General features: G+C 49.9%; 10 protein-coding genes. 4 read left to right on the top strand and 6 right to left on the bottom strand.

Annotated features, from left to right (window positions below; translation table 11 throughout):
• Positions 1–454 precede the first annotated feature (454 nt).
• The 3 genes from acnB (at position 455) to CR46_RS0101460 (ending at position 5,698) form a co-directional block, all read left to right on the top strand.
• Entirely contained in the window at positions 455–3,058 is a 2,604-nt protein-coding gene (gene acnB, locus CR46_RS0101470; RefSeq protein ID WP_030069439.1) for a bifunctional aconitate hydratase 2/2-methylisocitrate dehydratase, read from the top strand.
• A gap of 190 nt (positions 3,059–3,248) precedes the next feature.
• Positions 3,249–3,743 (top strand): ribonuclease E activity regulator RraA, encoded by a 495-nt coding sequence (rraA, locus tag CR46_RS0101465; RefSeq protein WP_030069437.1) that lies wholly within the window; start codon positions 3,249–3,251, stop codon positions 3,741–3,743.
• Between the two features lie 68 nt (positions 3,744–3,811).
• Positions 3,812–5,698 carry a glycerophosphodiester phosphodiesterase family protein gene (locus tag CR46_RS0101460; protein ID WP_030069435.1) on the top strand — a complete coding sequence of 629 codons (1,887 nt, stop codon included), beginning with the start codon at positions 3,812–3,814 and terminating at the stop codon, positions 5,696–5,698.
• A gap of 20 nt (positions 5,699–5,718) precedes the next feature.
• On the opposite strand, the gene ggt is transcribed toward CR46_RS0101460, so the two are convergent.
• Positions 5,719–7,506, bottom strand: a complete 1,788-nt coding sequence (gene ggt, locus CR46_RS0101455) for a gamma-glutamyltransferase (protein WP_030069433.1) — start codon at positions 7,504–7,506, stop codon at positions 5,719–5,721.
• Between the two features lie 154 nt (positions 7,507–7,660).
• Positions 7,661–10,045, bottom strand: a complete 2,385-nt coding sequence (ppsA, locus tag CR46_RS0101450) for a phosphoenolpyruvate synthase (RefSeq protein WP_030069431.1) — start codon at positions 10,043–10,045, stop codon at positions 7,661–7,663.
• 250 nt (positions 10,046–10,295) lie between these two features.
• On the opposite strand from ppsA, the gene ppsR reads away from it, so the two are divergent.
• Positions 10,296–11,129, top strand: coding sequence for a posphoenolpyruvate synthetase regulatory kinase/phosphorylase PpsR (ppsR, locus tag CR46_RS0101445; RefSeq protein ID WP_030069428.1), 834 nt, complete (start codon positions 10,296–10,298; stop codon positions 11,127–11,129).
• A gap of 52 nt (positions 11,130–11,181) precedes the next feature.
• On the opposite strand, the gene CR46_RS0101440 is transcribed toward ppsR, so the two are convergent.
• From CR46_RS0101440 to CR46_RS0101425, 4 genes are all read right to left on the bottom strand, one after another.
• Positions 11,182–11,760 (bottom strand): hypoxanthine-guanine phosphoribosyltransferase, encoded by a 579-nt coding sequence (locus CR46_RS0101440; protein ID WP_009723414.1) that lies wholly within the window; start codon positions 11,758–11,760, stop codon positions 11,182–11,184.
• A 54-nt stretch (positions 11,761–11,814) separates the two neighbouring features.
• A complete protein-coding gene (gene nagZ / locus CR46_RS0101435; protein WP_030069424.1) occupies positions 11,815–12,825 on the bottom strand; it encodes a beta-N-acetylhexosaminidase in 1,011 nt (336 codons plus the stop codon).
• 75 nt (positions 12,826–12,900) lie between these two features.
• Complete coding sequence (locus CR46_RS0101430; RefSeq protein ID WP_030069422.1) at positions 12,901–13,428, bottom strand: L,D-transpeptidase; 528 nt, start codon at positions 13,426–13,428, stop codon at positions 12,901–12,903.
• Complete coding sequence (locus tag CR46_RS0101425) at positions 13,406–14,083, bottom strand: TetR/AcrR family transcriptional regulator (RefSeq protein WP_030069421.1); 678 nt, start codon at positions 14,081–14,083, stop codon at positions 13,406–13,408. Before CR46_RS0101425 ends, CR46_RS0101430 begins: the two co-directional genes overlap by 23 nt.
• Positions 14,084–14,108: the final 25 nt, after the last annotated feature.

Raw genomic sequence — 14,108 nt, 5'->3', positions numbered from 1 at the left:
GCCATTACATTTGCCATAAGTAGGCCGTAACAGCACTTTTTATATAGCACATTGCTAATATAAAAATACGCTTATATTGAAGCTCCACACTTCAACTTAAGTAATTTTATTGCCGTAGTGATAATAATACGACGAAATGAGCAAACAATAGGGTAACGCGGCATCACAATAATCACACGCGCCCTCCCCTTAAATGACGGCAGTTCGGTAAAAAACTTCCACCCGCAGGATTAATTAAGAAAAAAACGCGTTGTTCAGAAACCTTCTGCCAGCTCCTCAACATAAAGTACAAGGCCCCCAAGAGCTTGTCGTCTTAACATTGTCGACAGTTTCCCGTAGAATCCATTTCATCCACCAGACGCTGTTTGTCAAGCGTATGTCACGTGTCCGGGCACATACTCAATACCGTGTGGGTATGCGCTCGTCACCACTAAGAAGATGAGAGGGCCCCAACGTGCTTGAAGCTTACCGCCAACATGTCGAGGAACGCGCTGCTGAGGGCGTACCGCCCAAGCCCCTGAACGCCGAACAAGTTGCTGCCTTAATTGAGCTACTTAAGAATCCGCCGGCAGGTGAAGAAGAGTTTGTCCTTGATCTAATCACTAACCGAGTCCCCCCAGGCGTTGATGAGGCAGCTTATGTAAAAGCAGGTTTCTTAACTGCGATTGCTAAAGGTGAAGCCACCTCTCCGTTAATCGACAAAATCCATGCCGTCAAACTCCTCGGCACCATGCAAGGCGGTTATAACATCGTCTCCATGGTCGAGCTATTAGACAACGAAGAACTTGCTCGTGAAGCTGGTGAACAGCTCAAGCACACTCTCCTAATGTTTGATGCGTTCCATGACGTTGAAGAGCGCGCCAAGAAAGGCAATACCGTTGCTAAGGACGTTATTCAGTCATGGGCTGAAGCAGAGTGGTTCCTCTCCAAGCCTGCACTGGAAGAGAAGATTACATTAACGGTCTTCAAGGTGCCTGGTGAAACCAACACCGATGATCTATCTCCAGCACCTGATGCATGGTCGCGTCCAGACATCCCGCTACATGCCAACGCTATGCTCAAAAACGAGCGCGAAGGTATTGAGCCTGAAGTTCAAGGAACAACCGGCCCGCTGAAACAAATTGAAGGCGTCAAAGCAAAAGGCTTCCCTGTTGCCTATGTTGGCGATGTTGTAGGTACCGGTTCTTCACGTAAGTCTGCCACCAACTCTGTACTCTGGTTCTTTGGCGACGACATCCCTTACGTACCTAACAAGCGCGCTGGTGGCTTCTGTTTTGGCGGTAAAATCGCGCCCATCTTCTTCAATACGATGGAAGACTCTGGTGCATTGCCGGTTGAAATGGATGTTTCTAACCTGGAAATGGGCGATGTTATCGATGTCTATCCTTACGAAGGTAAAGTGTGCAAGCACGGTACCGACGAAGTACTGACAACATTTGAACTCAAGACCCAGTTAATTCTTGATGAAGTGCGCGCAGGTGGCCGCATTCCGTTAATTATTGGTCGCGGCTTAACGGGTAAGGCCCGTGAATCACTAGGCCTTGAGCCTTCTGATGTTTTCCGCCTACCGGACCAGCCGGTTGATACGGGCAAAGGTTTCACCCTAGCTCAAAAAATGGTCGGTAAGGCTTGCGGTCTGGACGGCGTGCGCCCCGGCATGTACTGCGAACCTAAGATGACCACCGTTGGCTCTCAGGACACGACTGGGCCGATGACTCGTGATGAGTTAAAAGACTTAGCGTGCCTAGGCTTCCAAGCCGACTTGGTCATGCAATCATTCTGTCACACAGCAGCCTATCCAAAGCCTGTCGATGTGGATACGCATCACACATTGCCTGACTTCATCATGAACCGTGGCGGCGTCTCTCTTCGCCCTGGTGACGGCATCATCCACAGCTGGCTGAACCGCATGCTGCTGCCCGACACGGTGGGAACCGGTGGTGACTCTCACACTCGCTTCCCGCTGGGCATTTCGTTCCCAGCAGGTTCTGGTCTAGTGGCATTTGCTGCCGCGACTGGCGTCATGCCGTTGGACATGCCGGAATCTGTGCTGGTTCGCTTTAAAGGTGAGCGCCAACCGGGTGTTACACTGCGCGACCTAGTTCACGCGATTCCACTCTATGCCATCAAAAAGGGCCTGCTAACCGTTGAAAAATCCGGTAAGAAGAACGCTTTCTCTGGTCGCGTCTTAGAAATTGAAGGACTTGAAGACCTGACTGTTGAGCAAGCTTTCGAGCTTTCCGACGCGTCAGCAGAGCGCAGTGCAGCAGGCTGCACAATCACACTGTCTGAAGAAAGCGTCACCGAGTACCTCAAATCCAACATCACACTGCTAAAGTGGATGATGGCGAATGGGTATGGAGATGAACGCACTATCAGCCGTCGTATTGAAGGTATGGAAGCATGGCTTGCCAACCCAAGCTTAATGCGTGCTGATAACGATGCAGAGTATGCTGAAGTTATCGAAATCGATCTGAGTGAAATTAAAGAGCCAGTTCTTTGCGCACCGAACGATCCAGATGATGCCCGTCTGTTATCAGACGTGGCTGGTGAAAAGATTGATGAAGTGTTTATCGGCTCGTGCATGACCAACATCGGCCATTTCCGCGCAGCGGGTAAGTTACTTGAAAAACAGCCTGCGGGTAGCCTGAAAACGCGTCTTTGGTTAGCACCGCCGACCAAGATGGATCAGCACCAACTTACCGAAGAAGGCTATTACGGCATTTATGGCCGTGCTGGCGCCCGTATGGAAATGCCGGGATGCTCACTGTGTATGGGTAACCAGGCACGCGTTGCAGCGAAAAGCACCGTGGTGTCTACGTCTACACGTAACTTCCCGAACCGTCTGGGTGATGGTGCCAATGTTTATCTCGCCTCAGCGGAACTGGCAGCTGTTGCTGCCGTGGAAGGTCGTCTTCCAACTGTAGAAGAGTACCAGCGCTATATGAGTGAATTTGACGCTCTCGCTGGGGAAATATATCGTTACATGAACTTTCACGAAATCGAGGAGTATCAAAAAATCGCCTCGAACGTGATACCGGTTGCTCAAGAAGCGTAACGCTCTTGAAGTACCGAACCTATCGCCGATGCTCGCAACATCGCAAGAAGGTTGGTAACAATCCCTTCTTGAGCCGATGACCGAACGCCCCAGCCTATTTTAGGTTGGGGCGTTTTTTTATAGCATTTGGTTTTCTTAAACTGGTCTTCATAGATAGATTTCTTTAAACAATGCTTTCTAGGAGCGTGCAATGACCACTACACCCCCTGTCGTGACACCGGATTTATGTGATGCGTACCCTGACGTAACAGTGCTTGAACCAATGTTTGCTAACTACGGCGGCATCGACAGCTTTTACGGCCCTATTCGTACTGTTAAGTGTTTTGAAGACAACTCAATGGTTAAGCAAGCCGTTGCCGAACCAGGTGATGGAGCAGTACTGGTTGTAGATGCTGGCGGTTCACACCGTTGCGCCATGCTAGGTGATATGCTCGCCGAACAAGCTGCTAAGAACGGTTGGGCTGGTGTGGTGATGTATGGCTGCGTGCGTGACGTGGATATTCTTGTCACACTACCAATCGGCGTTCAAGCATTAGGTAACCACCCACGTAAAAGCGAAAAACGCGGCGAAGGACAACGTGAGATTCCTGTCACGTTCGCTGGTGCCACGCTACACCCCGGACAATGGCTTTACGCAGATAACAACGGCATTATTATCGCCGAAAAACCACTTGAGCTTTCCTAAGGCAATTGCTTGCCAGGCGTGGCACATAGTGCCACCCTGGTAGCTCAAATTCTGACAAAATTGTGACCATGCAGCCGCTAAATCAATTGGGCTACACCCTACTTCGCACCCTACGCGACCATCTTCGTCCTCTCATTGCCTACCATCTACTCTTTACGCTATTAGCTTCTGCCCTTTTAGTGCCGATGATTGCCTGGATTTCTCAGGCATTGTTAGCACAACTCAATCGAACAGTGGTCACCAATGATGCATTACTTGCACTGCTATTTAGCCCCCTAGGCCTAGTGGCAATGCTCGTGGGTCTTGGTTTTGCATTCTTACTAATTTATTGGCAACAAACGGGCATGCTGCTAGTTGCCGTAAGACCTAAAGACAACCATTACCGACTCGCCTTTGAAGCACTTTGGTTGAGCACCCGCCGCTTGCCAGCCCTCGCAGGCCTAGTAATTCTTCAGGTGGGCTCCCACTTGCTACTCTTAGCCCCTTTTATGATGGGCTTAACGTGGCTTTATGATGTGTGGTTAAGCGGTATAGATCCTTACTATTTACAACAAACTCGTCCAGCCTCGCTTTGGTATTTTATTGCTTGCGCATTGCCTTTACTCATTATCTGGCTTGGACTAGCCGCATGGCTCTACCTGCGCTGGTTACTAGCACTCCCTTTAGTCGCACTGGACAACTGTTCACCCTTCCAAGCACTGAGGCGTAGCGTACATTTAACTCGTGGCTGGCATCGATCGATTGGTGCGGCAGTGTTAACACTACTGATCGTCATTATCAGCCTGCCGATAATCTCGACATGGTTATTTGATACTGTTGTGACGCCTCTCTTGTGGGGGCTACCCGAATATAATGCTGTGTTGGTTCCAGCGATGCTGGCTTATTTAACCAGCTACGTACTCGTTACGTTAACCATTACATTTTTAGGTATTGCCACCAATGCGCTGCTAACCGCCTGTCTTTACTTACAGTTAGCCCATCGCGAAATGCGCCCTTCCCCTCGTTCAGAAAACGCTCACCCTGGTCGTCTTGCGTGGGCGATTGAGCTGAGCGTGCTGCTTCTGGCTGGACTTCAAGCTTGGTGGATACTCAATAGCTTTGAAATACGCGATAACGTAGCGGTCATTGCCCATCGTGGAAGCTCAATGGTAGCGCCTGAGAATACCTTATCGGCAATAAGGCAAGCACTTGAAGACGGCTCTGATGCCATAGAACTGGATGTTCGCCTAAGTGCTGACAATCAAGTACTGCTCTACCATGATCGTAGCTTGGCGCGCCTGACTGGCGATCGACGAGAATTTGGTGACCTCACCCGAGCAGAATTGAGCAAATTTGATGTAGGCAGCTGGTTTGGCGACGCCTTTCAAGACGAAAGAATTGCTGGTTTAGATGATGCGTTGGCGCTAGTACGAGGACGTGCTGGCCTGATGATTGATATGAAGCCATCACCAGGCGACGAAGAAAAGCTCGCTCGCGCTGTGATAGCAACCCTTGAGGCAGAAAGCGACATTCGTTACCGCTGCTGGGCAACCCAGAATAACGTGCTCAATGCGAATGCGAACTGTGGGTTTCCAAATGTGTTCCTGGAAATGCGGATGGCAACCATGTCGCCCAATATGGTTACCTATTTAAAACAACAAGCCCCTGACTTACGCGTTACTTTACTTGCCCAACTAATACTGGCTGGCACATTGGATCGACGCCAATTTGATGCGCTTGGCCTGCGCCATAACCGCATCACAGCGCAAGAAATACGCTTGGCTGCGCTTTATAATTACGAAATACATGCCTGGACAGTTAATGACCGAACGCGCATGTCTACCCTCATAGATCTTGGAGTTGATGCGATCATCACCGACTATCCAGACCGCTTAAGTGAACTAATAGAAGACCGCCGCGCATTAAGCGACGGCGGTCTCATGTTGGTAAAGCTCCGCAACTGGTTACGGCAATAGGTTACCCATCATGATGAGCATTAGTCTCCCATCACAACGCCTTCACGACGCGGGTCGGCGCCCCCGAATAAGCTGCCGTCCTCCAAGCGCATAATGGCTTGCAGTCCGCTAGTAAGCTCACGCTCGTTGACGGTATGCCCACGTTCACGAAGTGCTTCAATCGTCTCCTCAGGAAAGCGCCCCTCCTCAATAAACACATCACCACCCAGAGTGATAGCGTGAGGTAGATTCAGCGCTTCCTGCGCGTTCAACCCCCAGTCGCGCATAGCCACCAAGGTGCGAGCAGTATAATGAATAATGGCGGCACCGCCTGGTGAGCCCAAGCTTGCCACTAGCTCTCCACTTTCTTGATCAAACACTAGCGTTGGACTCATGCTTGAACGAGGCCGCTTGCCAGGCTCAACACGGTTGGCGACAGGTTCACCGTCTATCTCGGGAACAAACGAAAAATCCGTCAGCTCATTATTCAGCAAATAACCACCCGCCAACCCAGTTCCACCGTCGGCTAAAATACGTGAACCAAATGCTTGCTCGATGGTGGTCGTCATTGCAAGTGCGTTGCCCTCTGCATCCACAATGCTAATGTGGCTGGTACCATACTCAGGCTGCTCAGGTTGGCTTGCAACACTAATCGAAAGCTCGCCAGGATTACCTGGTTTAGCACTCCCACCCATGCTTTGCTCATCAATCAATGCACTTCGGTTAGCTAAATAATCAGGTGCTAGCATGAGCGACCAATCACCACCCGGTGCCTCAACAAAGTCAGGGTCGCCGATATAGCGACCACGGTCAGCGAATGCTAAGCGAGACGCCTCTAAAAACTGGTGTAGCCAACCGCTGCTACTCACACCATCCTCTAACGGCGCTTCCAGTAAAGGCTGCTGTTCTAGCATGCCTAAAATTTGCATCACCGTCAGGTGGCCCGACGAAGGTGGCGGGAAACCGCACACTTCCCACTGCTGCCAAGGCGTGCACAGTGGTTCTCTTTCTAGGGCCGCATAACCACTCATGTCATCTGACGTTAGCGTACCTGGGCGCACAGGGTGTGATTGAACACGCTCAACAAGATCTTCTGCAATATCTCCTTCATAAAGCGCGACGCTACCCTCTTCGGCAATACGGCGCAAAATAGCAGCCAATGCAGGATTTTTAAGCGTTTCACCAACGGCTATCGGCTCCCCGTCACCGGTGTAGTAAAAGTCACTTGCCAGCACATTATCACGCAGAGCGGTGTCATTCGCTAAGCTAGTGTGCAAGCGTTGGCTAACTCCAAAACCTTCTTCTGCAAGCGTAATGGCAGGGGTTAGCAGCTCTTTCCAAGGCAACTGGCCATGCTCTGCGTGCGCCATTTCAAGCATACGTACGGTGCCAGGCACACCAACAGATAAACCGCTCGCCACTGCATCGGCAAATTCAAGTGGCTCACCGTTCTCGATAAATAGCTCACCGGTCACTGCCGCAGGTGCGGTTTCACGGCCATCATAAGCCTGTACATCATGCCCATCGTAATGCATCAAAAAGGCACCACCACCAATACCACTCGACTGAGGTTCAACAAGTGTCAGTACCATTTGCACCGCTACGGCGGCATCAATGGCATTGCCGCCGGCTTTCAGCACCTGATAACCCGCATCGGTTGCCAACGGATTTGCTGCCGCTACCGCAAATGTCGAAACCTCCCAGCCAGGCTTCTCTTCAAAACCTGATCCTACTTCAGGAGTAATAGAGGGCACTTCATAACTAAACCCCCAGCTATATAGAGGCACTAACATTAAGCCCGTTAGCGATAACATCCGTTTAGGCAACATGCTTTTCTCTCCTACGACAGTGATTTAGCGCGTATGAACCTCACGACGCCCCAACATTCTATAACTCAGTCAAAGCGTAGCCTATAAAACGCACTCGCCCGGCACAATGGCCGGGCGAAGATACGAATTAGATTCGTCATGCTGCTAGAACGTATTATTCAATGGTTTCACCTGCCAGCATAAACCAAGTTTCAAGCACTGCATCTGGGTTTAAAGAGACAGAATCAATTCCCTGCTCCATTAACCACTTGGCCAAATCCGGATGATCAGAAGGGCCTTGGCCACAAATACCAACATACTTGCCTTGTGCTTTGCATGCCTTAATGGCCATGGCTAACAGCTTTTTCACTGCTGGATTTCGCTCATCAAACAGGTGCGCAACGATACCTGAGTCACGATCAAGTCCAAGTGTTAGCTGGGTCAAATCGTTAGAGCCAATAGAGAAACCATCAAAGTACTCAAGGAACTCATCAGCCAGTAGCGCATTAGCTGGCAGCTCACACATCATGATAACTTTTAAGCCATCAGGATGAGACTCACCGCCCCGCGGCAAGCCATTAGCAGCCAACAACTCGACTACCTCGCGCGCTTCATCGGTGGTGCGAACAAAGGGCACCATGATTTCAACGTTATCAAAGCCCATTTCTTCACGAACCCGCTTAAGCGCTCGGCACTCAAGCTCAAAACAGGGTCTAAAGGCATCTGAGATATAACGAGAAGCCCCCCTGAAACCAAGCATTGGGTTCTCTTCACCGGGTTCGTAGAGTTTGCCACCAATAAGGTTTTCGTACTCATTTGATTTAAAATCAGAAAGCCTTACTATCACTCGCTGAGGGTGAAAAGCAGCAGCCAGTGTTGAAATACCTTCGACCAGCTTATCAACATAGAAGCTGACTGGATCATCGTAACCGGCGGTGCGTAAATCGATAACTTGCTGAAGATCGGCAGGCAGCGTGTCGTAATCCAACAGCGCTTTAGGATGTACACCAATCATACGGTTGATGATGAATTCCAACCTGGCGAGACCAACCCCCGCATGGGGCAAACCAGCAAAGCCAAAGGCACGATCCGGATTACCCACATTCATCATAATTTTAAAGGGGATCTCAGGCATTGCATCAACACTTGACACCTTACAATCAAATGCCAAAAGCCCTTCATAGACGTGCCCAGTATCACCTTCAGCACAAGACACCGTGACATCCATGCCTTCTTTGAGCTGAGTGGTCGCATCACCACACCCTACCACTGCGGGAATGCCTAATTCTCGGGCAATGATGGCGGCATGACAGGTTCGTCCACCGCGGTTTGTTACAATCGCTGACGCACGCTTCATGATCGGCTCCCAATCGGGATCGGTCATGTCGGTCACCAGAATATCGCCCTCTTGAACCTTGTCCATTTCTTCAGGACTTAGCACTGTTTTTACCGTACCACGCCCAATACGCTGACCAATCGCCCGTCCAGTGATCAGTGTGCGTCCTTTCTCACGCAGGTGAAAGCGTTCTAATTTACCGCCTTCTTGTTGAGAAACAACGGTTTCAGGGCGAGCTTGAACGATGTAAAGCTGACCATCGTCGCCATCTAGCGCCCACTCAATATCCATCGGGCGCTGATAGTGCTTTTCAATGGTTATGGCTTGCCGCGCGAGATCCATAATCTGTTCATCGTTAATACAGAACCGACCACGATCTTTGAGTGGCACGTCAACAGTTTCAACCGACTTACCGGCACTGGCGTCTTGGCCGTAGATCATTTTGATCAACTTAGAGCCCAGTGTGCGACGCAGTACCGCAGGGCGGCCCGCTTCAAGCGTGGGCTTGTGCACATAAAACTCGTCAGGATTAACAGCCCCCTGAACAACCGTTTCGCCAAGCCCCCACGAAGCGGTTACAAACACCGCATCGCGGTAACCAGACTCTGTATCCAAAGTAAACATGACCCCGGAAGCACCGGTCTCGGAACGAACCATTTTCTGTACACCCGCCGACAGCGCTACATTTTCATGGGCATAGCCGCGGTGAACGCGATAGGAGATCGCACGGTCATTAAACAGCGAGGCGAACACTTCGTGCACCGCTTGCTTAATATTGTTAAAGCCTTCGATGTTTAGGAACGTTTCCTGCTGCCCTGCAAAAGATGCATCGGGCAAGTCTTCTGCTGTTGCCGAGCTGCGTACGGCAACTTTCAAGCTAGGATGTTTGGCTTGAAGCTGCTCATAGGCATCACGTAGCGCGTTTTCAAATGCAGGGGGAAGTGGGGTATCAATAACCCATTGGCGGATGGTTTTTCCAGCCTCGGCCAACGCTTTAACATCATCGACATCAAGGCGAGCAAGGGTGGCATTGATACGATCATTTAACCCTTCGTGAGAGAGAAATTCACGATAGGCATGAGCCGTCGTGGCAAAACCACCTGGCACTGTCACACCGACACCCGACAAATTCGATATCATTTCGCCAAGCGAAGCGTTTTTACCACCCACGCGTTCGACGTCTGCCATACCTAGCTGATCGAACCATAGAATGTACTCTTCCACGCAACCCCCTCGCTTTTAGACTGCTTCGCGACCCGGTAGGCCGACTCTTATAGACAATGCCACCCTAGCATTGCCATACAGCATTCGCCATTGGTCTAATAGCGAACGGAGTGGAGGTTTTTTACAACAAAACGCTATAAATAGCTTTTTATGTAGTGGGCACGAAAAGCACGCAGAATTAAGCACCAAATATTGTGCTAATCCGCGGTGCAACCCACAATAGGCGTTCTATTTACTGGTGGACTTGGTTATGAAGCGTACAGCTTTTTTTATTTCAGATGGCACTGGCATTACTGCGGAAAGCCTTGGGCGTAGCCTCTTGGCCCAATTTAGTGATGTTGAAATTAATATGTTAACCAAGCCTTACATCGACACGTTAGAAAAGGCACAGGCATTAGCAGAAATAATCGAGTCTACTGCTAACCGCGATGGTCACCGTCCTATTATTATTGACACCATCGTAGATCAGGACATTCGCAATGTTATTCGGCAAGCCTCTGGATTTAAGGTAGATATTTTCTCTACCTTTCTAGAGCCGCTCGAACAAGAATTAGAAACGCACTCTTCCTATAGTGTTGGCAGGACGCACTCAATTGGTAGCGATGATGTCTATATGGATCGCATCCATTCAGTACACTTTGCACTAGATAATGATGACGGTGCTCGCACCCATCAATACGATAAAGCCGATATTATTTTGGTCGGCGTCTCTCGTTGCGGTAAAACGCCCACGTCTCTTTATTTAGCGCTTCAGTTTGGCATACGAGCAGCTAACTACCCATTGACTGAAGATGACCTGGATGAAGATGGCAGCTTGAAGCTACCTAAAGTGCTAGCACCGCATCGCCATAAATTATTTGGCCTGACAATTGATGCCCGCAGACTAGCAGCGATTCGCAATGAGCGGCGCCCAAATAGCCGTTACAGCTCAATGGATCAATGTTTACAAGAAGTTGGTCAAGCAGAATCGCTTTACCGTTCGATGCATATCCCGTTTATCGATACAACGCGCTTCTCGGTAGAAGAGATTTCAACGCGTATGATTGCCGAAACAGGCTTAACGAGGCGTTTTTCACCTCGCTAAGCCTAAAAAAGTGCCAATGTAATGCACTGGGCTTATTAAGATCTCAACTTAACTACATGCCCTTAGGAGCAAATATCCCAGGGGCGTTACGCCAGTAGCCTTTGTAGTCCATGCCAAAGCCGAAAACGTAACGATCGGCGACTTCAAGGCTACAGTAATCGGCTTTTAAGCCAGGTACTGCTTTACGGTCGTGCTGTTTGTCTACTAGTACAGCCGTGGTGACGCTTGCTGCTTGGGCTTCCTCGCAATAGGCGAGTATGGCCGCCAATGTTGACCCTTCATCAAGAATGTCATCGACGATGACGACGTGACGCCCTGCCATGGGGATTTCTGGTGAAACGCGCCAGAAAAGCTCGCCACCACGCAATTCGTTGCGGTACCGCGTTGCATGTAAATAGTCTACTTCCAGCGGAAAACCAAGTCGTGTTAACAGATGTCCTGTGGTAATTAAACCACCATTCATAACGCAGTAAAAAACCGGCAGTTTATCCCCTAGATCTTTGCTAATCGCTTCAGCCATTCGATCCAGCGCACGCTCTACCTGCTCTTGGGAAATTAAGCAGTCAGCGTTATCCATCAGCTCACGCATTGAGTCAAGCGACTCAAGCGCCTCTTTATCCAATTTAGACATTGGGTTACTCCAGGAAGAGATTAACAATTAAATGATGTTAGAAAGGGTAGGTAACTAGGTAGCCAACGCCTCTAATTTAGCGTGGGTGCGGCGCCAACGACCTAATGCAGTTAATGCATCTAGATCTGGTCGGGCCCGTCCATAGCGTAGCTTGGTGGGTCGTTTACTTTGCATTCCTTGACATGATTCAACAATTTCTAACGCAGCTGAGCGATCATTACAGACCAGCAACATATCGCAGCCTGCGGCTAGCGCAGCGCTAGCGCGCGCCTTTGGATCACCAGCCTCATGGGCACCTGCCATGCTTAAATCATCGGAAAAAATACAGCCCTTAAATCCTAGGGACTCTCTTAACATACCCAGCCAATTAGGCGAAAAACCAGCCGGACGGGAATCAAATGCGCTGTAAATAACGTGGGCAGGCATGATGCCATCAAGCTGTGCCGCCAGCTGACTAAACGGAACAAGGTCATGCTGTTTAATCACTGACAGGGGGCGATCATCTACCGGTAGCGCTACATGAGAGTCAGCGGCAACACCCCCGTGACCAGGAAAGTGTTTCCCTACCGCAGCCATACCTGCTTCATGCAAGCCATTAATAAAACTCTGCCCCAAAAGCGCGACATGGGCAGGGTCAGCGCTGAAGCTGCGATTCCCAATAACAGTGGATATGCCACTTTCAACATCTAAGACAGGCGCAAAACTAATATCAAGACCACAAGCAGCCATTTCCATACCCAGTAGCCAGCCAGTATCTTTAGCTAACGTGAGTCCTGTCGTTGGATCATCAACAAATTGTTCACCAATACGCGACATAGCAGGAAGATGAGTAACACCTTCTTTGATACGTTGAACCCGGCCACCTTCTTGATCAATGCCAAGCAAAAGCTCGCTGCGGACGCGACGAATATCACTGCAAAGCTTTCGGACCTGGTAAGCATTTTCGACATTTCTAGCAAATAGAATGACACCACCCACTGCAGGGTCCATCAAAAGATTTTTTTCAGCTTGCGTTAATCGTGGCCCTTCTAGGTCGAGCATGACCGGGCCTAAAGAGTGAGTCATTGTGATGGATCCAACAAAAGGGTGACTGATTTTAGTTGATCAGCATCGTGTGTCAAAAAATCAGTAATGAATCGACTAGGCTTGACCATCATGAAGCCAGACAGGTGTACCAGGTCGGGCGTGCTTAAATAGAAAAAGCAGATCACTATTACGCAGCCGGATGCAGCCATGTGACGCAGCGATACCCATTGGTTGGTCGGGTGGCGTGCCATGCAAATAGATATAGCGACGCTGAGAGTCAACACTACCGCCTCGGTTAAGACCCCGTTCTAAACCACAAAGCCACAAAATACGCGTTAATATCCAATCACGATGAGGAAATTTCTCCGCGAGTGCTGCCGAAAATACCTCTCCCGTCCATCGACGCCCACGAAAAACCGCATTGTCAGGTAGACCGTCACCAACTGACGCACGGATATAGTGCCACCCACGAGGCGTTTGACCACTTCCCTCCTGCTGCCCGACGCCTTTTTCACCCGTTGATACAGCGCACGTATATTGCGGCGTGCGCCCTATCCAATAGCACAATTGCTGTTGCTGGATATTGATTTCTATCCACCCTTCATCCAATGGCGGCAGTTCAGCTAGCGTGGGTGTTCGCATAATGTCCTTCGTCAGCGGCAGGTGGCAGCGGCGCATTCATAGCGGCAACCACCACTGGGCGTAAGCGTCTCACTAAATCCCTTACCGTTACTTGCTCATTATAATCCTTGGCAGCAATGTCTCGCAGTGCATCTAGCCCAGACAGCGTAAAGATCACGGTACCAAGCATAAAATGCAGCCGCCAGAAACGTTCAGCATCAGGCAAATCAGGCGTTGCTTGACGCACAAGTTCTGTAAAACGGGTAAAGACATCGCCATACTGCTGCTGAATGTAACGTCGCAAATGACCCTGTGCCTGACTATACGCCAACCCTAAGAGACGCATAAAGACCTTCAGACTATTACGCTCAGCAGGTACCGTCAGCACCGTGCTCGCCATTGTTTCCAACAATACTTCAAGGGGTATTACATCACCGTGATAGTGCGCTTCAAGCTCATCAAGCGCAGTATGAAAGCGCTCAGAAAACGGATCTAAATAACGTGCAAACACCGCTTGGATAAGTGCTTTCTTAGAGCCAAAGTGGTAGTTAACAGCAGCCAAATTGACCCGCGCTTTGCTGGTAATATTGCGCAGCGACGTTTCAGCAAACCCGCGCTCAGCAAATAGTACCTCTGCAGTATCAAGGATACGCGTTACCGTATCAGATTGCGCCATAGCGCCCTCCAGAAAACGAGTGTTT

Source organism: Vreelandella neptunia, assembly GCF_000712975.1.
Classification (GTDB): Bacteria; Pseudomonadota; Gammaproteobacteria; order Pseudomonadales; family Halomonadaceae; genus Vreelandella; species Vreelandella qaidamensis.
The sequence above is the reverse complement of the archived record's forward strand: the minus strand, read 5'-3'. Positions and strand labels throughout refer to the sequence as shown.

Coding starts and splice junctions, on each gene's coding strand:
- rraA (WP_030069437.1), top strand. CDS start 3,249: ATGACCACTACACCCCCTGTCGTGACACCGGATTTATGTGATGCGTAC.
- CR46_RS0101460 (WP_030069435.1), top strand. CDS start 3,812: ATGCAGCCGCTAAATCAATTGGGCTACACCCTACTTCGCACCCTACGC.
- ggt (WP_030069433.1), bottom strand. CDS start 7,506: ATGTTGCCTAAACGGATGTTATCGCTAACGGGCTTAATGTTAGTGCCT.
- ppsR (WP_030069428.1), top strand. CDS start 10,296: ATGAAGCGTACAGCTTTTTTTATTTCAGATGGCACTGGCATTACTGCG.
- CR46_RS0101440 (WP_009723414.1), bottom strand. CDS start 11,760: ATGTCTAAATTGGATAAAGAGGCGCTTGAGTCGCTTGACTCAATGCGT.
- nagZ (WP_030069424.1), bottom strand. CDS start 12,825: ATGACTCACTCTTTAGGCCCGGTCATGCTCGACCTAGAAGGGCCACGA.
- CR46_RS0101430 (WP_030069422.1), bottom strand. CDS start 13,428: ATGCGAACACCCACGCTAGCTGAACTGCCGCCATTGGATGAAGGGTGG.
- CR46_RS0101425 (WP_030069421.1), bottom strand. CDS start 14,083: ATGGCGCAATCTGATACGGTAACGCGTATCCTTGATACTGCAGAGGTA.